The following is a 22,448-nucleotide window of genomic DNA, read 5'->3' as shown; positions in this document are numbered from 1 at the left end:
TCCCGAACACAGAAGTTAAGCACTGCAGGGGCGAAAATAGCTGAGCGGACCTCAGTGAATCAAGCACGCTGCCGGGTAATCGATGGAAGAGCTTCTGCTCTTCCTCTTTTTTTTATGTTACTCTGGAGCAAGGAGTGAGCTAAAAATGAGTCTGAAGATTGAAACATATTCCCTGACAGGGAAGAATCACGTGAATCAGGATATAGCTGACAGCATTCTCGATGCCTTCTGGGTATTTGACGGAGCTACGCCTTTATTCGGAGATGATTATCTCGGCGGCAATGATGTTCAGAAAACCATGGAAGCAATCAGCGAGGCGCTGAAGCAGATGTATGATGGTAATCGATCGCTGCAGGATAATCTCCTTCAGGCAGTGAAAGCCATTGATCAGATCTACCTTGGCGAAGTGCCTGGCTATGACCAGCTGCCTTATTATGCAAAGCCTACGTTTGCGGCAGCACTGGGCCGGATCCGCCCGGGCAAGCTGGAATACTATGTGATCGGCGACTGTGCCCTTCGCACACTGGACGGCAAGCTGATCCGGGATGCTTCTTTTGATCGCATCAATGAGCGGAACAAGAAGAAGGTCGCTGCTCTGAAAGCCAAGCTGTGGAGCGTCTCTGTACTCAGCGACGAGGACGCGGAGATGCTGCGGAGAGAGTCTCTCCAGGTTTATCAGGAGACCAGAAAGCTTCTGAACCATGCAGATACGAATCCTGAAGGCTACTGGATCGCTTCACTGGATGGAACGGGCATTCCTCATGGTGTCAGCGGTGATGCGGAAATCTCTGAAGGCCCGGTCTATGCGATGTCAGATGGAATGATACACATTCTGGAGCGGATGCCAGGGCTGCTGGAGCATTCCCCGGATCCCGGAAAGCGCGATTTCCGCAGCAACGTGTCTGCCTTCGGGCCGAATTATACCGATGATGATGCTACGATTCTGATGGCCTCAGAATCCTGAGCGTTTCCATGGCTATAATTGGATTTACAACTAACTTATTGCGTAAAAAGCCCGTAAAAATGCCCAAAAACCTGTTGCATTCTCTTGATAGGGTATGCTATATTAAAAGCCCACGAGGAAAGCAGTATCAAGCAGTTTTTCTTCTCTGGTCCTAGTAGCACTGTTTCCTGAAATTTCTCGAATTTCTTGTTGACAGACTAATTAAGATAGAGTATTATCGTGGAGCACGCTTCGAAAGGAGCGGGCGAGAGATCTTTGAAAACTGAACAGGAATTAAGCAACGAAAAAGAACGTCAAATTCCGATAAGGAAAGAAGACTGACGAAAGTCAGCGAAGAATAGAGTCAAATCAAATGGAGAGTTTGATCCTGGCTCAGGATAAACGCTGGCGGCGTGCCTAATACATGCAAGTCGAACGAGGGAAGGCAAGCTTGCTTGCCGGAACGAGTGGCGAACGGGTGAGTAATACATAAGCAACCTGCCTGTAAGGACCGGGATAATGCCTGGAAACGGGTACTAAAACCGGATAGGCATAGATGGGGCATCCCATTTATGTTAAAGGTGAGAGACACAAACAGATGGGCTTATGGCGCATTAGCCAGTTGGTGAGGTAACGGCCCACCAAAGCGATGATGCGTAGCCGGCCTGAGAGGGTGAACGGCCACATTGGGACTGAGACACGGCCCAGACTCCTACGGGAGGCAGCAGTAGGGAATTTTCGGCAATGGGGGGAACCCTGACCGAGCAACGCCGCGTGAGTGAAGAAGGTTTTCGGATTGTAAAGCTCTGTTGCAAGGGAAGAACGGCACATAGAGGATATGTGAGTGACGGTACCTTGCGAGGAAGCCACGGCTAACTACGTGCCAGCAGCCGCGGTAATACGTAGGTGGCGAGCGTTATCCGGAATTATTGGGCGTAAAGGGTGCGTAGGCGGCCTTTTAAGTTTAAGGTGAAAGCGTGGGGCTTAACCCCATAAAGCCTTAGATACTGGGAGGCTAGAGTACTGGAGAGGAAAGTAGAATTCCATGTGTAGCGGTAAAATGCGTAGATATATGGAGGAATACCGGTGGCGAAGGCGGCTTTCTAGACAGTAACTGACGCTGAGGCACGAAAGCGTGGGGAGCAAATAGGATTAGATACCCTAGTAGTCCACGCTGTAAACGATGAATGCTAAGTATCGGGGCGACCCGGTGCTGCAGCCAACGCAATAAGCATTCCGCCTGTGGAGTATGCACGCAAGTGTGAAACATAAAGGAATTGACGGGGGCCCGCACAAGCGGTGGAGTATGTGGTTTAATTCGACGCAACGCGAAGAACCTTACCAGGCCTTGACATCCCTTGCAGAGGTGTAGAGATACATCCGAGGTTATCAAGGAGACAGGTGGTGCATGGTTGTCGTCAGCTCGTGTCGTGAGATGTTGGGTTAAGTCCCGCAACGAGCGCAACCCTTGTCTTCAGTTACCATCATTAAGTTGGGGACTCTGAAGAGACTGCTGGTGATAAACCGGAGGAAGGTGGGGATGACGTCAAATCATCATGCCCCTTATGGCCTGGGCTACACACGTACTACAATGGCGTATACAACGAGGAGCGACACTGCGAAGTGAAGCAAATCTCTTAAAGTACGTCTCAGTTCGGATTGAAGTCTGCAACCCGACTTCATGAAGCTGGAATCGCTAGTAATCGCGGATCAGCATGCCGCGGTGAATACGTTCTCGGGCCTTGTACACACCGCCCGTCATACCATGAGAGTTGGCAATACCCGAAGCCGGTGGCCTAACCGCAAGGAAGGAGCCGTCGAAGGTAGGGCTGATGATTGGGGTCAAGTCGTAACAAGGTATCCCTACGAGAACGTGGGGATGGATCACCTCCTTTCTAAGGAGAAAAAAAGGAAGTACAAGAAACGTTTTTCCCACGTAGCGGAAATTCCTGGTCAGTTTTGAGAGATCTGAAAGGATATCTCAATTGTTCTTTGAAAACTGAATAACAGAAGAAACAAACAAACAGATAGAAAGACAGCAAGAAAGTCTTTCTGTATAGTTGAAGAAAACCAAGTTTGGAAGCCAGTCTATTGAATGGCGGAAGAAACTTGGAAGCAGTTCTCTAAAAAGATTAAATAAGCAAGAGCGTACGGCGGATGTCTTGGCATATAGAGCAGAAGAAGGACGCAGTGAACGGCGAAACGCCTCGGGGAGTCGTAAACAGGCAACGATCCGGGGGTATCCGAATGGGGAAACCCGCCTGAAGTAATGTTCAGGCATCCTGGCGGAATACATAAAGCCAGAGAAGAGAACCCAGGGAATTGAAACATCTTAGTACCTGGAGGAAAAGAAAACAAGAGTGATTCCGAGAGTAGTGGCGAGCGAAATCGGAGCAGCCTAAACCAGTCTTAGGGCTGGGGTTGAAGGACCGCGAAAAGTTATGAGCGAAGGATAGTCGAAGTGCATTGAAAGGCACAGCGAAGAGGGTGCAGCTCCCGTAGACGAAATCCGAAGCGAGGCGAGCGGGATCCTGAGTACGACGGGGCACGTGGAACCCTGTCGGAAGCAACCGGGACCATCCGGTAAGGCTAAATACTCCTATATGACCGATAGTGCACCAGTACCATGAGGGAAAGATGAAAAGAACCGCGGGAGCGGAGTGAAAGAGATCCTGAAACCGTATGCTTACAAGAAGTCAGAGCACATTCATGTGTGATGGCGTGCCTTTTGTAGAATGAACCGGCGAGTTATCCTTGCATGCGAGGTTAAGCAGACAATGCGGAGCCGCAGCGAAAGCGAATCTTAACAGGGTGTTAAGTATGCAGGGATAGACCCGAAGCTGTAGTGATCTAGTCATGAGCAGGTTGAAGGTTGGGTGATTCCAACTGGAGGACCGAACCGACCCTCGTTGAAAAGCTGGCGGATGACTTGTGATTAGCGGAGAAATTCCAATCGAACGCAGCGATAGCTGGTTCTCCCCGAAATAGCTTTAGGGCTAGCGTTGGGTGAAACTTGATGGAGGTAGAGCACTGAATTCATGCGGGTGGCATCTAGCCATACCAATTGAAATCAAACTCCGAATGCCATGAAGCAATACCCGGCAGTCAGACTGCGAGTGATAAGGTCCGTGGTCAAAAGGGAAACAGCCCAGATCATCAGATAAGGTCCCAAAATCTATGCTAAGTGGGAAAGGATGTGGAGACGCATAAACAGCTAGGAGGTTGGCTCAGAAGCAGCCATCCTTGAAAGAGTGCGTAACAGCTCACTAGTCGAGTATCTCTGCGCCGAAAATTTACCGGGGCTAAGCATAGTACCGAATCTATGGATTTGATGCAAATCAAGTGGTAGGGGAGCGTTCCGGACCGCATTGAAGCGATACCGTAAGGAGTCGTGGAGCGTCCGGAAGTGAGAATGCCGGTGTGAGTAGCGAGATGCAGGTGAGAATCCTGCACAGCGTATGTCCAAGGTTTCCAGGGGAAGGTTCGTCCGCCCTGGGTAAGCCGGGAACTAAGGCGAGGCCGAGAGGCGTAGCCGATGACGAGCAGGTTGATATTCCTGCGCCCGCGCACGAAATGATGGAGTGACAGAGAAGGTTAGTACTAGTCCTTAATGGATTGGGCAGGGCATGTGTATAGCAGGCTGACAGGCAAATCCGTCAGCGGAATGGAAGACATGAACCAAGCGAACGCGCAAGCAAGTAGTGAAATGTACGATACCAGCTCTCAGGAAAAGCTTCTAGTGTTAATTCGTGAGCGGCCCGTACCAAAACCGACACAGGTGGACGAGGCGAGTAGCCTCAGCTGAGCGAGAGAACTGTTGCCAAGGAACTCTGCAATTTGACCCCGTACGTTAGCTATAAGGGGTACTCGAAAGAGTCACAGTAAATAGGCCCTAGCAACTGTTTAACTAAAACATAGCTCTCTGCTAAGCCGTAAGGCGAAGTATAGGGGGTGACACCTGCCCGGTGCTGGAAGGTCAAAAGGATGTGTCAGGAGCAATCCGAAGCGCTGAATTGAAGCCCCAGTGAACGGCGGCCGTAACTATAACGGTCCTAAGGTAGCGAAATTCCTTGTCAGGTAAGTTCTGACCCGCACGAAAGGTGTAATGATTTGGGCACTGTCTCGGCAGCAGACTCGGTGAAATCTTAGTACCTGTGAAGATGCAGGTTACCCGCAACTAGACGGAAAGACCCCATGGAGCTTTACTGTAGTCTGCTATTGAGTTTCGGTTAACTATGCACAGAATAGGTGGGAGACATTGAGACTGGTCCTTCGGGATCAGAGGAGTCACCGTTGGGATACCACTCTTATTTAACTGAAATTCTAACTATATACCGTAAACCGGGTATGGGACCGTGGCAGATGGGCAGTTTGACTGGGGCGGTCGCCTCCCAAAGAGTAACGGAGGCGCTCAAAGGTACTCTCAGAATGGTTGGAAATCATTCGTCGAGCGTAAATGCAGAAGAGTGCTTGACTGCGAGACAAACAGGTCGAGCAGGGACGAAAGTCGGAATTAGTGATCCGGCGGTGCAGAATGGAATGGCCGTCGCTTAACGGATAAAAGCTACCCTGGGGATAACAGGCTGATCTCCCCCAAGAGTTCACATCGACGGGGAGGTTTGGCACCTCGATGTCGGCTCATCGCATCCTGGAGGTGAATTCGCTTCCAAGGGTTGGGCTGTCCGCCCATTAAAGCGGTACGCGAGCTGGGTTCAAAACGTCGTGAGACAGTTTGGTCCCTATCTGTTGTGGGCGTTGGAAGTTTGAGGAGAGCTGTCCCTAGTACGAGAGGACCAGGATGGACGTTCCTACGGTGCACCAGTTGTCACGCCAGTGGCACAGCTGGATAGCTGAGAACGGCTGAGATAAACGCTGAAGGCATCTAAGCGCGAAACCAACTCCAAGATGAGACTTCCCTTCGAAAGAAATAAGACCCCTTGAAGACGACGAGGTTGATAGGTCAGAGGTGTAAGTGCCGTGAGGCATTGAGCTGACTGATCCTAATAGGTCGAAGATTTAATCACACGAGAGAACGCCACAATACGGAAAGACGAAGCAGTCTGAAGTCTGGAGAAATCTGTTATTCAGTTTTCAGGGAGCAATCTCTGGAAGAAATCCGGTGACGATACCGCAGTGGTCACACCTGTTCCCATCCCGAACACAGAAGTTAAGCACTGCAGGGGCGAAAATAGCTGAGCGGACCTCAGTGAATCAAGCACGCTGCCGGGTAATCGATGGAAGAGCTTCTGCTCTTCCTCTTTTTTTTATGTTACTCTGGAACATCATCCGCTTTTTCGTGCTACATTTGGAGCAAGAGGTGGTGCTTTTATGTTTCTTGGAGCAGTGATGGTTCCTCATCCTCCGGTTGCGGTCAGAGAAATCGGAAAGGGAGAAGAAAAGAAGATCCAGACAACTATTGATGGATTCCGGAAAGCTGCAGCATTCATTGCACAGAAGAAACCTGAGCTGATCATCCTGACTTCTCCGCATGCGGTCATGTATCGGGATTATTTCAATGTTTCCGGGGGGCATTCTGCTTATGGAGACTTCAGCAGATATGGAGCATCACGGGTTTCCATGGAAGTCTCTTATGATCATCAATTTACCTATGAGCTAACTCATTATTGTTTGGCCCATCATTTTCCTTGCGGTACGCTCTATGATCAGGAGAAGTATCTGGATCAGGGGACGATGGTTCCACTGTATTTTCTGAATCAGGCTTATCAGGATTATCAGCTTGTCAGGATCGGCCTTTCTGGACTTCCTCTGGTCATGCATTACCAGCTTGGTGAATACATTGCTCATGTGGCTGAATCTCTTGGCCGCAGGTGGATGGTTGTTGCGAGCGGAGATCTTTCTCATTGCCAGAAAGCTGACGGTCCCTATGGCTTCCATCCGGAGGGGCCGGAATATGATGACAGGATTATGCAGACGATGGGGTCGGGGAAGTTCCGCGAACTTCTGGAATATGAGGAAGGATTCCTTGAGAAAGCAGAAGAATGCGGGCATCGCTCCTTTACCATTCTTGCGGGTGCTCTGGATGGGCGGTCGGTGAGGCCTGAGGTCATCAGCCACGAAGCTACGCTTGGCGTAGGTTATGGAGTCGTGCTCTACGAGATCGGCAAAGAAGATCCTTCTCGTCATTTTCTGAAGGAATATCTGGAAGAAGAAGCGTACAAGGTGTCTTCTCATCCTGGTGATGCCTATGTGCAGCTTGCGCGGTCTGCAGTTCAGGAATGGGTGAATTGCCAGAGAGTTCTGAAAATTCCTGAGAACCTTCCTGCTGAGCTGTGCCATCAGAAATCCGGTGTTTTCGTATCCATTCATGAACATGGGCAGCTTCGCGGCTGCATCGGCACGATTTCTCCGACCCGCCCCAGCATTGCTTCGGAAATCATTCATAATGCGATCAGTGCCTGCAGCAGAGATCCGAGATTTGATCCGATTCGTGCTGAGGAACTGCCCTATCTTTCGATTTCCGTGGATGTGCTTGGCACACCGGAAAGGATTGCTTCGAAAGCTGAACTCAGCGTGAAGAAGTATGGCGTGATCTGTTCTTCCGGGGATCGAAGAGGATTGCTGCTGCCGGACCTGGAGGGCGTTGATACTCCGGATCAGCAGATTGCAATTGCCTGCCGGAAGGCAGGCATTAACCCTGAACATGATTCAGTGGCATTAGAGCGCTTTGAGGTGGTACGGCATGTCTGAGGTTCTCTGCCCTGGCTGTTTCCATCACTGTCTGATCCCGGAGGGAAAGAACGGCTTGTGCCACGCGAGAGGAACCAGGGACGGAAAGAATGTCTGCGTGAATTACGGGAGAATCACTTCCCTAGCGATGGATCCGATTGAGAAGAAGCCCCTGAAGCATTTCTATCCGGGCAGTTGGATTCTATCCGCTGGTTCTTACGGCTGCAATCTTTCCTGTCCGTTCTGCCAGAATTCCATGATTTCGATGGCGGATGAATACTCTGTTTCCTACCGCGTGATCTCTCCAAAGGAACTTGCTGAGATCGCACTGAGGGAAGAGGATAACCTCGGGATCGCTTTTACCTACAATGAGCCGATGATCAGCTGGGAGTATCTCATTGACACTGCAGAGCTTCTGAAGCCTCATGGGAAGAAGATCGTTCTGGTGACCAATGGCTGCGTGAGCGATGAAGTGCTGGATCTCCTTCTGCCCTATGTAGATGCAATGAATATCGATCTCAAGGGAGATGCAGCGTTCTATCAGGAGCTCGGCGGAAGCTATGAGATGGTGAAGCACACGATTGAGAGAGCCATTCCTGCATGTCACACTGAAATCACTTCTCTGATCATTCCGGGAAAGAATGACCGCGAGGAATGGATCGACCAGGAGTCCAGCTGGCTGGCAGGGATTGATCCGGATACGGTACTGCATCTGAGCCGGTATTTCCCGAAATATCATTATTCGATTCCCTCGACTCCGATCGAGAAGATTCTGTCTCTTCAGAAAATCGCCCGGAAGCATCTTTCGTATGTGTATACTGGTAACATATGACTCGATTAAAGGAACTGGAGAAGGAAGCACGGAGCGAACATATTCCGATTATGCAGGATTCCGGAATGGAATTCCTGCTTTCCTATATCCGGGAACGTCCGTGGATCATGCGTGTCCTGGAAGCGGGAACTGCGGTCGGATGGTCGGCCATGAATATGGCAGGAATCCGTCCCGGAATTACCATTGATACGATTGAAGTGGATCCGGCAATGGCAGCGCAGGCCAGAAGGAATATCGCAGATGCAGATCTGGATGATCGGATCTTCGTCTATCAGATGGATGCGGACGATTTCCGTACTGCAAAGTACTATGATCTGTTCTTCATTGATGCGGCGAAAAGTCAGTATCGCAGATACCTCGAACATTTTCTGCCGAATTCCTATGTCGGATCCGTGTTCATCTTCGACAATCTGAACTTTCATGGCATCGTTGATGATCCCTCTGCTTCGAAGAACCGGAGTACGATTCAGATGACGAGAAAGATTCTGAAGTTCCGGGAAGATCTGCTGAAAGATGAACGATTCGAGACTGAATTCCATCCGGAAATCGGGGATGGAGTGGCTGCAGCGAAAAGAATCAGATAATTCAGGACAGATGAAAGGCGGCTTGAGCCGCCTTTGATGTTTCAGAAATGATTTCCTCCGCTGCTGGAGGAGAAGCCGCTGCTATGATAGCCGCCTCCTCCGCCTCCGGAACCTGAGCCATTATTCCTGGGAATTCTGGTACGGGAAGTCTGCCGGTACATGAAGTAATCATGCATCGCAGTCAGATGCATCCCGTTTCTGGAGATGTAATTCTTCGCTTCTCTCTTTCTGCCTGTTGTTTTCAGCTGAGAACGCATTGCGAAGGCGATGATCAATGCGATCGCAAGCGAAATCAGTGCAGTGAGAGGGAGCGTATTGAGCCATTCCTGCCGGCGCTGTTCTGGCGTTGTCTGAGCCGTTCTGGCGTCAATTTCGGGATCGGTGTATTCCGGTTCATAGTAGGTGTAGCCTGAGCTTCTGAGGACGCTTTCTGATTCATTGATGAAGGATTCTGCGGCAGAGTACCAGTCTCTGGAATACAGCGATTCCATGACCAGATCATTCAGATCATCCAGCTGTGAAGTGGTGAATACATCCGCTGCAGCTCCATATGCGGTGCAGTCTTCATAACCAGGATCCGTGCAGATTGCCAGAAGCACGCCGCTTTTTCCATTTCCCCATCCGAGGCTGTAATTCACATAGATGCCTTTTGCAAACTGGGAATCAGAATAGCCCTTCATGCTGCCGGTGAAGATAACATACACTCCGCATTCAAGCTCTTCGCTGATCTGTTCAGCTTTGCGATTGAGCTCCTGCAGTTCATCACTGCTCAGTACTCCGGCTTCGTCCATGACATAAGAACCGGAAGCACTGATCGGAAAGAAGAGGCTGAAGAAGAAACACAGAGAAGCAGCGATCAGAAGAATCCGTTTTCTCATATTGTTCCTCCTCTGGCGATCAGAAAGTAAAGAATCAGAGCAATGATGGCAAAGCTGATCAACGTCAGAATCACAATCGTCCGGATGAATTTTCCGGTATCCGCCGGGAGATCGCCGACGGTCTTTCCGGACTGGCCGTTGACCGCAAAGAGATAATTCTTTCCTTCAAACTGTGTGGAAAGCAGCCAGACCGGAAGAAACACATATTCTGCCGTTCCTTCTTTCCGGTACACATCCTGCCGTTCCGGTATTACGGAAACATATCCTGCTACCGTGCTGTTCAGGAGGGCAAGGGTTGAATGGATCATCCGCTCATCAGTACGCTTCTGACTCTCTCTGGAGTCAATATCGTAGCTATCTGCAAGATAGCCTGGCATGTAGGCACTGGAAAAGTTCTCAAGCTTGCGGTAATCAAATGGCTCCAGAGCATCCATATAGGTATCTGGCATTTTGCTGGAAGCATCTGCAGGAACTCTCTGAAATGAAACATCACCGCGTCTGACTGCCTTGAAATGATCAGTCTCTGTCACCATGTAATCTCCCTGGGAAAACTGTCTGGTACGCGTGCAGTGATATGTGCAGTCTGCCGCAAGCGTTCCGGAATAGAGCCAGAAAGGAACATAGACTCCTTTTACTTCCTGGATATGATTCCGATTGCTGAATGCGTGCGGCAGGAAAGGCTTCTTCTGGTAGAACTCCTGAAGTCTTGTTTCAGCCTGTTCTTTTGTGACCTGGAAAGGCAGCACATACTTCGGCTGTTTTACCTTGAACTGGGCAGAGATCACAGTCGGATTATTGCAGTATGGGCAGGTGGTGACCGCGGTATTTTCATCTGCGATCAGTTCTGCTCCGCAGCTTGGACAGTGATAAGCCTTCATTCCATCCGGAGCGGAGTCGGACCATTCCCCGGCTTCTTCTGCATAAGCCTGTGCGCCTGCCTCTGCCGCCGCCTCTTCCTTCTTGCGGTAGTATGCTTCGGTTTCCTCTTCGGTAAAGGAACTTCCGCAGTAATCGCAGTGAAGTTTCTGAAGCCCGGCATCCCATTTGAGCGGACCGCCGCAATTAGGGCACTGGTAATTGACTAGCTGTTCAGGCATTGATTCCTCCTGTATGACTGAGAACAGGCACGGTCGCGGAAAACACTACCGTGCCTATGAAAATGCGCAATGATTACTCCGGTTTCTTCGTGCCGCAGTTGGAGCAGAATTTTCCGGTATTCTTTGTTCCGCAGTTCGGGCAGTACCAGACATCAGATGCAGGCTTCGGAGTACCGCAGTTCGAGCAGAACTTTCCGCTGTTCTCAGCATGGCAATTCGGGCAGATCCACTTTTCAGCAGCAGCCGGCTGACTTGCTTTCGCAGCACCTGCTTCATACAGCTGACCGGCATTGACTCCGCCAGCATTCTGAGCCATGTTCATGCCCATGAACCCCATTGCCGCTCCATTTGTATTCTTTGCGGCATCCTGCATTGCCTGCGCCTGTGCACCGACCAGCGTAGCTGCAGCCATCGTCGGATCCCGGTACATGCCATTGCGCTGTGCTTCCTTGATCATCCGTTCGTCTTCTTCCGAAGCTTTGATCGAGGAAACACCGAAGGAAACGATTTCGATTCCGCGCAGTTCTTTCCATTTCTTGGAAAGCTCTTCATTCAGCGCGTCAGCGAGCTCTGCGGTATGGGCAGGCACTTCACTGTAGCGGACTCCCTGCGCACTCAGCTTAGCAAAAGCCGGCTGCAGGGCAGTGAGCAGTTCAGAACGAAGCTGTCCTTCCAGATTGGAAATCGGATACGTATCCGTGAAATTGCTGCAGACATTCGTATAGAAGCTGATCGGATCGGTGATCTTCAGGCTGTATTCTCCGAAGCACTTCACGGAGATATCAATATCGAGGCCGATATTCTTATCGATGACCCGGAACGGAATCGGCGAAGGAGTCCCGTATTTATTTCCCGGCAGCTCTTTGGTATTGATGTAGTATACCCGCTGATCTTCTGCCGCCTGCCCGCCGAACGTGAACCGCTTGCCGATGGCCGCAAATACATTCTTCAGGCCATCGCCCAGAGATCCTGTGAACAGCGAAGGCTCCGTCTTGGAATCATAGCGGAATTCACCTGGCTGGGCGCAGATATCTGTTACCTGGCCCTGATCGACAATCAGCATGCACTGGCCGTCTGCTACTGCAATGACGGATCCGTCGCTGATGATATTGTCATCCCCGCGATTGGAAGAGAGCCCTCTGACTTTCTTGTGCCCTCTGACTGCGGCAATTCCGGAAGGGATCGCATCGCAGTAGAAGTATTCCTTCCACTGATCGCTGAAGGTACTGCCTGCTGCTGAAACAGCTGCTTGAATAAGGCCCATAGATTAGATTCCTCCTTCTCTGAGATGAAGCTATAGCGCTTCTCCAAAAAGTTTCTACTATTATCTTAGCATGAGATGTACGGTATTCCTCGAAGAATGAAATCACAGCGATTCCGGAGCTGCTGAAACTGCTGGATTTTCACGGCAGTATCATTACGATCGATGCGATCGGAACACAGACTGCAATCATGAAGCAGATCGTTGAGAAAGGCGGGCATGTATGGAATATGAAAATTCTATTGCCAAGACGATTCTTGAAGCGGTGTTAGCCTTTTTCCTTCCCTTTCTTGTTTTCTGGGGATTAAAAGGAATGGAATCCGGAATCCGAGTAGGGCTGATCATGCTTATATTTAATCTTCTTGGAAAGCTGCTTCTGAAACTGCAGCAGAAATCTGATCATGAAAAAATAAACATTAAGAGACTGGAATAAGAACTTGCATCGAATGATCTTTCTTCAGAATACGTGCTGAAAAAATGCTGCATAGGAATTACTGATTCATGGTAATAAAGGGTGTGATCTTGAACCGGAAAACCGCAGAATCATGCGATTTTCTGTTGACGTAGCACCCCTTTCTTACTATTATTATGGAGCACGCGATTTTTTATGCGCGCAGACATATGCGTGGGAGGATACGCAGCGATCCGTAAGACCACTGCATGTGAATATCTTTCAAGGAGGTAGCCACATGGCAAAGAAAGTTGCAAAAATCTGCAAGCTTCAGTTCCCGGCAGGCGGCGCTAAACCAGGACCTGCTCTGGCTTCGGCCGGCATCAACATGCCGAAGTTCTGCACCGAGTTCAATGACAAGACCAAGGATCGCAAGGGCGACATTGTTCCGGTCATCATCACTGCTTACGAAGACAAGAGCTTTGATTTCGTAATCAAGACCACACCGGCAGCGGTTCTTCTGAAGAAGGCTGCAGGCATTGACAAGGCATCCGGTTCCCCGAAGGCTGTCAAGGCAGGAAAGATCACTGCTGCTCAGCTCAAGGAAATCGCTGAGTACAAGATGCCGGATCTGAACGCAAACGATGTTGACGCAGCAATGCGCATCGTCGCTGGTACTGCTCGCAATATGGGCATCACCATCGAAGGCTGGGAGGCTAAGTAATCATGGCAGGAAAAAAGTATAAAGCAGCAGCTGCCATGATCGACAGCACCAAGACTTATCCGTATGCAGAAGCAGTTGCACTCGCAAAGAAGACTTCCTGCACGACGTTCGATTCTTCCGTTGAAGCAAGCTTCAGCCTGAATGTCGATCCGAAGCAGGCAGATCAGAATATCCGCGGTGCTATGGTTCTTCCGAATGGCACAGGCCGTTCCCAGAGAGTTCTGGTCATCACTCAGGGCCCGAAGGTTGAAGAAGCAAAGAACGCAGGTGCTGATTATGTCGGCGGACAGGATATGCTCGACCAGATCAAGAACGGCTGGTTCGACTTCGATATCATCGTCGCTACTCCGGATATGATGGGCCAGCTCGGCCGTCTCGGAAAACTGCTCGGCCCGAAGGGACTGATGCCGAATCCGAAGACCGGAACGGTCACGATGAATGTTGCTCAGGCAATTGAGGAAATCAAGAAAGGTAAAGTTGAGTACCGTGTCGATAAGGACGGCAATGTCAACGTACTGATCGGCAAGTGCTCCTTCTCTGATGAAGCACTCGCACAGAACTTCAAGGCACTCTATGACCAGCTGACCAAGGTTCGTCCGCAGACGGTCAAGGGTATCTACATGAAGGGCGTTACGGTTTCCACCACTATGGGTCCGGGCGTCAAAGTCACGATTGAGTAATCGGAAACATGAAAGAGCGGTATCCCCGCTCTTTTATTGTGGATTCATTGCAATTGCCCGGGACATCGTTTCTTTGTAGAATGAACAGGCGAGGAAAAACAGATGGAAACAGAACAGACAGGAAAATCCATGCGGCAGCTGATCCGCGAGCAGGAAGAACAGGATGAATCCTTTCATCAGTTCCTGGAAGAATTAGCCCGGGATCTTGGCAGTGAAGAGCGTGCATACAGCACGATGATGACGGCCCTTGCCATGCAGGAAATGACAATCTCCGGCGGCAGCCGGCCGCTGAGCGAAGAAGAGCAGCTCACCGCATTGCATCATGCGGTTTCGAATATCCGCAGCCAGCGGCAGATCATCGTGCCGCGCATGGCAGATACTCTCGCTGCGTCGTATTCCCCGAAAGAACTGAGGGAAGAAGCGAAGAAACTCGGACTGACCCCGGAAGGACCTGGAAAAGATGTTGCCAGACAGATCAGCAGGAAACTGCGCAGCAGAGAAGAAGTTCAGAAGAACTTTCTCTGTGTTCCGGATGAGAGTATTGCTGCATTTGAACAAGCCATGCGGAAGCCCTTCATCCCAAGCCAGGAGGAGCTGTTCCTGTTTGCGGCACTGAATCCCCATTATATTGCCATCAGCCAGACGGATCAGATTCTTGTCCCGGAAGACGTGAAGGAAGCCTGGAAAGAAGCAGCAGATGAGGCATTCATGACGCTGCGGAAGAAAGTGTCCTGGATGTTCAGCTGTCTTTCGTTTCTGAACTATACGATGTGCATGGCACCGGAATCAGTACTTGCAGAACTTTATGGAACAAAGTACGACCAGGCAGAAGCCATGGACATCTTCCATGCGATTCCAGATCAGTACCTGCAGTATGCAGATCAGAAGGGAATGATCGCTGATCGCTCCCTCAGCCCGAAGATGCGCAAGCTTATGGAAGAGCGCCCTGATCTTGAATATGCACATCCTGGCAGAAGTGAGATTGAGCAGACTTCAAGAGATGGATATCCTTCATCAGAACCATCCTATCAGGCTCTGAGAATGTTCTTCATGACGAATCTTCCGAAAGAGGATCCCTCGTCTCTGCTTCATGAGACCTGGTATTATCTTGCCCTCGGCGATGCCAGTCAGGCTCTCAACGGAATCCGGGGCGGACATGGAATTCAGCTTGGGGAAGGACAGCAGGATCAGTTCCTGCATCTGCTCTCGCAGGCAAATGCCCATACCAGAAAGATTTCTCTGAAGGGAAATTATCTGAATCCTTCGGCGAAGGAAAACTGAAGGTGAATTGAAAAACTGAACGCAAGTTTTACGAAGTTATCGCAAGCTGTGTGTGACAAGGAATAGTGAGAGACCGGTTCTGAAGTAATTCCGGTCTCTTTTCTATGGATTTTCTGCCTGAAATGATAGGAAAAGTGTTCAAATACGTTACAATTTAAGCGCAGTAAAACCTGCCCTGCTGTGCCGATAAAATTCAGACACGGTCAGCGCAACGGGGAATAATGACGGATGCTCAGCCAGAACCTGCCATGATTTCAGTGCTTAGTGATTGGAGGTGCCGGTCAGATGATTATGAGGGAATCTCATACTTCATCGGTAGAATACGGTTATAAATCTTCTTGTACCGAGGACGTTTCTTCTTTGGATAAACGGAGTAGAAGAGATCATGATCCCTGAGAAACGAGAAGCTGACGTATTCGAGATCGAGAACCTGCGGATCAGGAAGAGGATCTACAAGAGCGAAAAAGCAGCCGCTCTCTCTGTGCCAGCTCATGATGTAAAAGTCGATATGAGCGGTGCAGTCCTGGATGTAGATGCTAACAAGAGATTCCTTCTCGTCTCCAGGCAATTCCTGCGGAGCATTCGTCATTATGACTTTGGTGATCTCAGGAAGGCTTACGGTGTATTTCATTACTCGATGCCTTCCTTTCTTCTGGAGTCACGATAAATTCTGACAAGGGAAGGGTCCAGAATTACATCCTTTCCCTGGATCTGATGAATGCGGAAACACTTTTCCGCAATGTCATCGCCATAGGCAAACGAGAACATTTCATAGGGAGTGTGGTCATTCAGCTTCTTCCTGCGCAGCGAATTTGTATGACTGAACGCAAGATCGAAGAAATCCTGGTCCAGATCATTGAATGAATGTCCCTTCGGAATGATTCTGCGGAAGACGGAATGCGTATTCTCACAGTTAGGCTTCTGGTATGGAGCACCAGGATCGCAGTAGAACACATAGACACCGAACTTCTCAATTTCTGACGGATTGGAAAATTCTGATCCATTATCCAGAAGCCATACAGCTGGCATCACTTTCTGGAATAGTTCCGCACCAAGAGATTCATACAGATGATTGACAATTGATGTAACAGATGCCGAATTGTTATGGTCTCTGAGAAAGGCAATCTGGAAGTCCCAGTTCGCCCATGTAAGTGTCAGAATGCATTTTCCTCCCTTTTTTCCTTCTACGCTGTCACCCTGCAGAACAGAAAAATCCGGGTGTTCTTCCATGAATTTCAGATAGTCTTCATAGGTTCTTCCGATCCGGCACTTCTTGTCAACTTTGACGATCTGTGCCTTTTTACTGCGAGGCTTCATGCGCACGGCACGGGGAAGATCAATCGGTCTTGCGGAGATCAGACCCTGATTGATCAGATTGTAGGCCTGCTTTTCGCTGATGGTGAAAACGTCCGGCTCATCGACAAAGATATGATGGACTGACTGCCCCATTTTCAGACGATCTGATAGAAGAGTATCAATCTCCTTCACCTCGTCCTCGGTCAATGTGAGACCAGAACGAGACTCCTTGCGGATTTCTCTGGCTTTCTTGTCCGCTTGATCGGCATAATACATGTACTTTTTCAGAGGACAGTACTTCTTCTTTATGCACTGATTGCATACATATGGCGGTGAATCCAGCTTCCTGCAGACTTCTTCTCCGTAGCTGCTGCATGCCTGATTGCAGTTCTGTTTTCTGCAATGATTGCATTTCTTGTCTCTGCAGATACCTGACTGACCAGGACAGATTCCGGATATTGAACAATCCCGGCGATGAATACATCTGTTGGTATGTCCGACTCCGTAAGTGTTTACGAGCGTGCGATACTGCTTTACTTCTCTGCCAACAGAAGAAGCAGACATTCCGAGTTCATCAGCTATTTTTGCAAAGGAAAGACCATCAGAGAGATTCTTCTGAAGCGTAATACGCTTATCCAGATCAAAACGACGATAAGCTGCCATAGACAGTTCCTCCAGTTCTATCGTTAGATGGCAGTAATCTGGCTGATATCTAAATGATAAAGGAAGAACCGTTTCAGATCTACTTAATGCAAGCCCTTTATAACTTCTTGTTCAGACATACTTAATGCAATACTGGGGTTGCGTTAACTTTTACAAGTGAAGAAGGAAAACTGAATCATTCTGCTTGCATGGGAAAAGAAATCGGATAGAATTATGGACAAAGGAGAAACAGGAAATGGCACATCAGTACTTCTGTTACTGTCATGCATGCATCTGTACCGCCTGCGGTGCGTCTTTTCCTGTTTATGCTTGACTCTGTTTCTTGCGGGCATCTTTCATGGAAAAATCTGCACCGGGCACTCTGCTGGCCCGGTTTTATGATGTTCATCCAGGTGACGCACCGCAGGCAGTGATGTTTGCGGCAGAAGAAAAAGAGAAGGAGAAATCATAATGAAAATCTACAATTCAATCGCAGAATTAACCGGAAACACCCCGCTCATCGAAGTGCATCACCTGGAAGAGAAATTCCATCTGCAGGCGCATCTGCTGGTGAAGACAGAAAGCTTCAACCCTGCTGGCAGCGTCAAAGATCGCATTGCCCGCCGCATGATTGAAGATGCAGAAAAAGAAGGAATTCTGAAGAAAGGCACCACGATCATTGAACCGACCTCGGGCAATACCGGCATCGGCTTATCGATGGTTGCGACAGTGAAGGGATACCGCATCATCATCGTCATGCCATCGACGATGTCGCCGGAGCGCGTGAAGCTCATGAAGGCATATGGAGCTGAAGTTGTTCTTTCTGATGGTGCTAAGGGAATGAAGGGAGCCATTGCCAAAGCAGATGAACTTCATGCGGAGATCAAGGATTCCTGGATCCCGGGACAGTTCGTCAATCCGTCCAACTGGAAAGCACATTATGATACAACCGGACCTGAAATCTGGAAGGATACGGATGGAACTGTAGATATTTTCATTGCCGGCATCGGCACGGGCGGAACCATCACCGGAACCGGCAAGTATCTGAAAGAGAAGAAGCCTTCTGTGAAAGTAGTTGCAGTAGAGCCATCTGCTTCGGCAGTGCTGAATGGAAAGCCGGCAGGACCGCATAAGATCCAGGGCATCGGTGCAGGCTTTATTCCGGATGTGCTGGATACTTCAATCTATGATGAGACCCAGGATGTGGATAACGAGAAGGCATTTGAATACGGAAGGCTGCTCGGAACCACAGAAGGAATCCTGGCTGGCATCTCTTCCGGAGCTGCATTATATGCCGGGATTGAAGAAGCGAAGAAACCGGAGAACAAGGGAAAGACCATCGTGGTGCTTCTGCCTGATTCCGGTGACCGCTATCTTTCCACTACTTTGTTTGCGGACTGAGCAGAACTGCTTCTTCCTCACTCATCTTCATCAGTACATGATCAGAAAGCTCGCTGAATCGCGAGCTTTCTGCATATCACAGAACGGGCCTGCATAAATACGGCTCATCAGTCTTTCATCAGATGGATTGCAAAGTCTCCGATCGGATCACGGAAGTAGATTCTGGCAAGTTCACCGGAAGGCTCATAGACTGCAGTCTGATCAATGAATGCATAGCCGAGCGCCCGGTAGTATGCAAGCGCGCGGTCTGCGGAATGGACCCCGATTCCGATATGACCATGCATGCCAGGATGGTTCCTTACCATGATCTCTGCCATCGGACTTCCGAAATAGCCGATGCCGGTTGCAGATACCGTGCCGAGGAAGAGATCTGCAAACTGCTCAGCAGTTTGCTCTCCTTCTTCTTCGGAACAGTTGATGCCGATATGGCTGATATGAAGACCGAGCATTTCATGAACCGCAGTTCTGGCAGCTGCTTCTGCAGACTCAGGATCCGCAGTAAGGTCCGCAGACAGGATCCCGAAGTATGCAGGCTGATTCAGAAGTCTGAAGAAACTGTGCTCCGGTTCGGATGGAACTGCATTGCCCCATGGAATCATACCGGAAGGAAGTACTCGGAAGGCTCTTCCCTGAACTGTAAGGGTATGATCCTGTTCCGACAGGAAGAACTCTGGATGTATGGGATCCGTGCTGCCGAGCATCATATCCGGATAGGTCCTGCGGATTGCAGAGAATACTTCTTCCGGGACATCTTTCAGAATCAGAACCGGGATACCGCCTCTGCATAAGGCGCCGGCAAGCGATACCGCTTCTTTGGAAGAAGAGATGCTGCAGACAGGCAGAATGCCGATGCCGGCAAGGCGATGCAGGAGTTCTTCAGAATCATTCATGGATCTGTCCTCTTTTCACAGCTCACTGTAGAAGCAGGAAAACAGATTGTCAACGTACCTCACGGAATGGAAAAGGTGTACTATTGTCACCATATAAGGAGGAACTGTGATGCTGTATACCGAAAGCTTCCGGCAGGATAATTTCACTCCGAAGAGATTCGAATCCGATCATGTGATCACCCTGCATGGAACAGAAATTCCATACCATACGGTCTGCGAGGATAATGTCTTCTACAACAAGGAAGGAAAGCCGATTGCCTCGATCTTCTCCTATTCATATTTCCGCAAGGATGCTGAAAACCAGAAAGAACGTCCGGTTATTTTCTGCTATAACGGCGGCCCGGGCAGCTCCTGTGTCTATGTGCATGCCGGATTCATGGGGCCAAGACGCATGGTCTATGGGGAACCAGACCGTCCGACTGCCTTCGGACCATGGAAGGTCATCGACAATCCTGACTGCCCGCTGGACGATGCGGATCTCGTCTTTGTCGATCCGGTCGGAACAGGTTACGGGGTTCTGATTGATGAGTCTGAAAGCAAGACGTTCTATGGCATTGAAGAAGATGCGGAAGCACTGCTGACCTTCATTGAGGCATGGACGAAGCGGTATAACCGCGGTCTGTCTCCGAAATATCTGGTCGGTGAGAGCTATGGGTGCACCAGGAGCGCGACGGCTGCCGGCATCGCCGCAACCGGCGGAAAGGAACGGGAATACGGCATTGCATTTGACGGCATCGTGATGATCGGCAATACGGTGACGGTCGGCAAGTATTTTGCAGAAGGCATTCCGGTAGAGCCGAGTGTGCTCGGCTTTCCGACGTATGCCGGGGTCAACTGGTTCCACCATCATCCGACCGATCAGACGGTCGAGGAGTTCGTGAAGGAGGCCAAGGCGTTTGCGGATACGGAGTATGTGCTTGCATTGTATCGCGGAGAATCGCTGAGCGAAGCGGAGAAAGAACATATCATCGAGAGGGTTTCCTACTATACGGGTGTCTCGAGAGAGTATCTGCTGCGCAACGGGCTGAAGATCGATGATGATACGTACCGTCAGGAAGTGCTGAAGAAAGAAGGGAAGGCAGTTTCCCGCTATGATGGCCGTGTGACCAGACCATTGCTTTCTCCGGCTGTCGATGAAGAGAAGAAAGCATTATGGGATGATGCGACTGCGGATCGCTATGATGCCTATTTCTATGCCGCATTGACGGGAGATATTCTGCCTGGTCTGAATATCACTCTGGATCGCGGCTATATCATGTCGACGCTCGGCTGGAAGAACTGGAATAATGTGACCCCGGCAGGCACGACGGCAGAGCAGCTGCGCAATGCGATGACGAGAAGACCTGGCATGCGGACGTTCTTCGCAAATGGATGGTTTGATCTCTGCACGGAGTTCGGGTATGTCTTCCATACGCTGGATCATGCCGGCCTGCCGAAAGACCGGGTCTATGTTAAAGGGTATCCGAGCGGGCATATGATCTATCTCGGCGAAGAGAATGTGAAAGCACTTCTCACGGATGTGCATCAGTTCATTCTCGGCAAGGATCCGACGAGATAAGTACTCAGTAAAGCTGGTGCTGCGGTGCCGGCTTTTCTTCTGCAGAAAAGGGAAGAAAGATTCAGAAACCGTCTTGACGGAATATCTAAATGATATTATTTTGATATCACAAAGGAGATGCTGTTATGGAAGAGATTGTTCTGAAAGGAAAGAAAAACGGACTTGCGGTATGCGTGATTCTGATTGTCCTGTATGTGCTGGCGGTTCTTGGATTGACTGCGGAAACCAATGAAATCCTGTCTGTACTTGCCATGGTATGGATGTGCGCTGGCTGGATCGGATTCATGGGGCTGAAGATTCTGAAGCCGCAGGAGGCACTGGTTCTGACGCTGTTCGGAAAGTATTTCGGTACGCTGAAAGGAGAGGGATTCTATTTCGTGAATCCTTTCTGCCAGTCGGTGAATCCAGCTGCGAGAACTTCGCTGAATCAGAGCGGCGATGTGAAGAGCGAACTTCCTTTTGCAAGAGGAAATGGCATGGAAGGAGTCTCAAAGAAGATTTCTCTGAAGGTCATGACGCTGAATAATGCCCGTCAGAAGATCAATGATGTACTTGGCAATCCGGTAGAAATCGGCATTGCCGTGACGTGGCAGGTGAAGGATACTGCCAAGGCGGTATTCCGGGTAGATAACTATAAGGAATTCCTGTCGCTGATGTGCGATACTGCATTGCGTGATATTGTCCGTCTTTATCCGTATGATGTGGCACCGAATATCGATACGACCGGAGATGGTCAGCCAGATGATGGATCTCTGAGGGGATCGAGTACGGTTGTGGCAGAGCGGATCCGCCAGGAGATTCAGAAGCGGGTGAGTGAAGCCGGGATTGAGGTTCTGGATGCACGGATCACCTATCTTGCCTACGCACCTGAGATTGCCGCAGTCATGCTGCAGAGACAGCAGGCAAGTGCGATCATCGATGCACGAAAGATGATCGTGGATGGTGCCGTCGGCATGGTGGAGATGGCGCTAGATCGTCTGCAGAAGAATCAGACGGTAGAACTGGATGACGAGCGCAAAGCCGCAATGGTTTCCAACCTGCTGGTCGTTCTGTGCGGGAATCATGATGCCCAGCCAGTCGTGAATTCCGGAAGTCTGTATTGATGGCTGAGAAGAAACAGGTACCGCTTCGTCTTTCACCGCAGCTGTATGATGCCATTGCGCAGTGGGCAGAAGATGATTTCCGCTCGATCAACGGACAGATCGAATATCTTCTGACAGAATGCGTGAAGCAGAGGAAGAAGAACGGGGCTTATGTGGGGAAAGAGATTGATGTCCCGCCAAAGCTGGATATCAAGTGAAGA

Annotated in this window: 18 protein-coding genes, 3 rRNA genes and 1 pseudogene; 16 read left to right on the top strand and 6 right to left on the bottom strand. The window is 49.8% G+C overall.

Features of this window, described 5'->3' with window-relative positions:
- Positions 1 to 145: 145 nt before the first annotated feature.
- From C7E00_RS14115 to C7E00_RS14085, 7 genes are all read left to right on the top strand, one after another.
- Positions 146 to 964, top strand: coding sequence for a hypothetical protein (locus C7E00_RS14115; RefSeq protein ID WP_105304857.1), 819 nt, complete (start codon positions 146 to 148; stop codon positions 962 to 964).
- A gap of 349 nt (positions 965 to 1,313) precedes the next feature.
- A 16S ribosomal RNA gene (locus C7E00_RS14110) occupies positions 1,314 to 2,838 on the top strand.
- A 235-nt stretch (positions 2,839 to 3,073) separates the two neighbouring features.
- Positions 3,074 to 5,967: ribosomal RNA gene (locus tag C7E00_RS14105) — 23S ribosomal RNA — on the top strand.
- A 91-nt stretch (positions 5,968 to 6,058) separates the two neighbouring features.
- Positions 6,059 to 6,172 (top strand): 5S ribosomal RNA (gene rrf, locus C7E00_RS14100).
- The 16S, 23S and 5S rRNA genes sit together here, the layout of an rRNA operon.
- Before the next feature lie 99 nt (positions 6,173 to 6,271).
- On the top strand, positions 6,272 to 7,651 hold the full coding sequence (gene amrA, locus C7E00_RS14095; protein WP_105304856.1) for an AmmeMemoRadiSam system protein A: 1,380 nt from the start codon (positions 6,272 to 6,274) through the stop codon (positions 7,649 to 7,651).
- Positions 7,644 to 8,462 carry a radical SAM protein gene (locus tag C7E00_RS14090; RefSeq protein ID WP_105304855.1) on the top strand — a complete coding sequence of 273 codons (819 nt, stop codon included), beginning with the start codon at positions 7,644 to 7,646 and terminating at the stop codon, positions 8,460 to 8,462. The genes amrA and C7E00_RS14090 overlap by 8 nt, the downstream gene beginning before the upstream one ends.
- Positions 8,459 to 9,046 (top strand): O-methyltransferase, encoded by a 588-nt coding sequence (locus tag C7E00_RS14085; protein ID WP_105304854.1) that lies wholly within the window; start codon positions 8,459 to 8,461, stop codon positions 9,044 to 9,046. Before C7E00_RS14090 ends, C7E00_RS14085 begins: the two co-directional genes overlap by 4 nt.
- 41 nt (positions 9,047 to 9,087) lie before the next feature.
- Here C7E00_RS14085 and C7E00_RS14080 read toward each other — a convergent pair whose 3' ends face one another.
- The 3 genes from C7E00_RS14080 to C7E00_RS14070 form a co-directional block, all read right to left on the bottom strand.
- Positions 9,088 to 9,924: a TPM domain-containing protein gene (locus C7E00_RS14080; RefSeq protein WP_105304853.1), complete on the bottom strand. Its 837-nt coding sequence runs from the start codon at positions 9,922 to 9,924 to the stop codon at positions 9,088 to 9,090.
- On the bottom strand, positions 9,921 to 11,021 hold the full coding sequence (locus C7E00_RS14075) for a TFIIB-type zinc ribbon-containing protein (RefSeq protein ID WP_105304852.1): 1,101 nt from the start codon (positions 11,019 to 11,021) through the stop codon (positions 9,921 to 9,923). The genes C7E00_RS14080 and C7E00_RS14075 overlap by 4 nt, the downstream gene beginning before the upstream one ends.
- A 73-nt stretch (positions 11,022 to 11,094) precedes the next feature.
- Entirely contained in the window at positions 11,095 to 12,285 is a 1,191-nt protein-coding gene (locus C7E00_RS14070; RefSeq protein ID WP_105304851.1) for an SPFH domain-containing protein, read from the bottom strand.
- A gap of 95 nt (positions 12,286 to 12,380) precedes the next feature.
- Here C7E00_RS14070 and C7E00_RS14065 point away from each other — a divergent pair.
- The 5 genes and pseudogenes from C7E00_RS14065 to C7E00_RS14050 form a co-directional block, all read left to right on the top strand.
- Positions 12,381 to 12,500, top strand: a pseudogene (locus C7E00_RS14065) (ISAs1 family transposase); the annotation flags it as partial.
- A gap of 5 nt (positions 12,501 to 12,505) precedes the next feature.
- Positions 12,506 to 12,715: a hypothetical protein gene (locus C7E00_RS16065; RefSeq protein WP_135358240.1), complete on the top strand. Its 210-nt coding sequence runs from the start codon at positions 12,506 to 12,508 to the stop codon at positions 12,713 to 12,715.
- A 256-nt stretch (positions 12,716 to 12,971) separates the two neighbouring features.
- The gene (gene rplK / locus C7E00_RS14060; RefSeq protein WP_105304850.1) at positions 12,972 to 13,397 is read left to right on the top strand and encodes a 50S ribosomal protein L11; all 426 of its coding nucleotides are present in this window, start codon (positions 12,972 to 12,974) and stop codon (positions 13,395 to 13,397) included.
- Between the two features lie 2 nt (positions 13,398 to 13,399).
- Positions 13,400 to 14,077 carry a 50S ribosomal protein L1 gene (gene rplA, locus C7E00_RS14055; protein WP_105304849.1) on the top strand — a complete coding sequence of 226 codons (678 nt, stop codon included), beginning with the start codon at positions 13,400 to 13,402 and terminating at the stop codon, positions 14,075 to 14,077.
- A 102-nt stretch (positions 14,078 to 14,179) separates the two neighbouring features.
- A complete protein-coding gene (locus C7E00_RS14050; protein WP_105304848.1) occupies positions 14,180 to 15,358 on the top strand; it encodes a hypothetical protein in 1,179 nt (392 codons plus the stop codon).
- A 289-nt stretch (positions 15,359 to 15,647) separates the two neighbouring features.
- Here C7E00_RS14050 and C7E00_RS14045 read toward each other — a convergent pair whose 3' ends face one another.
- Both C7E00_RS14045 and C7E00_RS14040 read right to left on the bottom strand, forming a co-directional pair.
- Positions 15,648 to 15,989: a hypothetical protein gene (locus C7E00_RS14045; protein ID WP_105302609.1), complete on the bottom strand. Its 342-nt coding sequence runs from the start codon at positions 15,987 to 15,989 to the stop codon at positions 15,648 to 15,650.
- Positions 15,989 to 17,317: an IS30 family transposase gene (locus tag C7E00_RS14040; protein WP_105304415.1), complete on the bottom strand. Its 1,329-nt coding sequence runs from the start codon at positions 17,315 to 17,317 to the stop codon at positions 15,989 to 15,991. Before C7E00_RS14040 ends, C7E00_RS14045 begins: the two co-directional genes overlap by 1 nt.
- Positions 17,318 to 17,767: 450 nt before the next feature.
- Here C7E00_RS14040 and cysK point away from each other — a divergent pair, with 450 nt between their 5' ends.
- Positions 17,768 to 18,697, top strand: a complete 930-nt coding sequence (gene cysK / locus C7E00_RS14035) for a cysteine synthase A (protein WP_105304847.1) — start codon at positions 17,768 to 17,770, stop codon at positions 18,695 to 18,697.
- 107 nt (positions 18,698 to 18,804) lie between these two features.
- On the opposite strand, the gene C7E00_RS14030 is transcribed toward cysK, so the two are convergent.
- A complete protein-coding gene (locus tag C7E00_RS14030) occupies positions 18,805 to 19,587 on the bottom strand; it encodes a beta/alpha barrel domain-containing protein (protein ID WP_105304846.1) in 783 nt (260 codons plus the stop codon).
- Positions 19,588 to 19,696: 109 nt separating this feature from the next.
- Here C7E00_RS14030 and C7E00_RS14025 point away from each other — a divergent pair, with 109 nt between their 5' ends.
- The 3 genes from C7E00_RS14025 to C7E00_RS14015 all read left to right on the top strand — a co-directional run bounded on the left by C7E00_RS14025 (position 19,697) and on the right by C7E00_RS14015 (position 22,445).
- A complete protein-coding gene (locus tag C7E00_RS14025; protein ID WP_105304845.1) occupies positions 19,697 to 21,145 on the top strand; it encodes a S10 family peptidase in 1,449 nt (482 codons plus the stop codon).
- A gap of 125 nt (positions 21,146 to 21,270) precedes the next feature.
- Complete coding sequence (locus C7E00_RS14020) at positions 21,271 to 22,248, top strand: SPFH domain-containing protein (RefSeq protein ID WP_105304844.1); 978 nt, start codon at positions 21,271 to 21,273, stop codon at positions 22,246 to 22,248.
- Positions 22,248 to 22,445: a type II toxin-antitoxin system antitoxin gene (locus C7E00_RS14015; protein WP_105304843.1), complete on the top strand. Its 198-nt coding sequence runs from the start codon at positions 22,248 to 22,250 to the stop codon at positions 22,443 to 22,445. Before C7E00_RS14020 ends, C7E00_RS14015 begins: the two co-directional genes overlap by 1 nt.
- Positions 22,446 to 22,448: the final 3 nt, after the last annotated feature.

Source organism: Anaerolactibacter massiliensis (genome assembly GCF_900290205.1).
Taxonomy (GTDB): domain Bacteria; phylum Bacillota_I; class Bacilli_A; order Erysipelotrichales; family Erysipelotrichaceae; genus Bulleidia; species Bulleidia intestinalis.
Note: the sequence above shows the minus strand (reverse complement) of the source record. Positions and strands in the feature narration are given on the sequence as shown.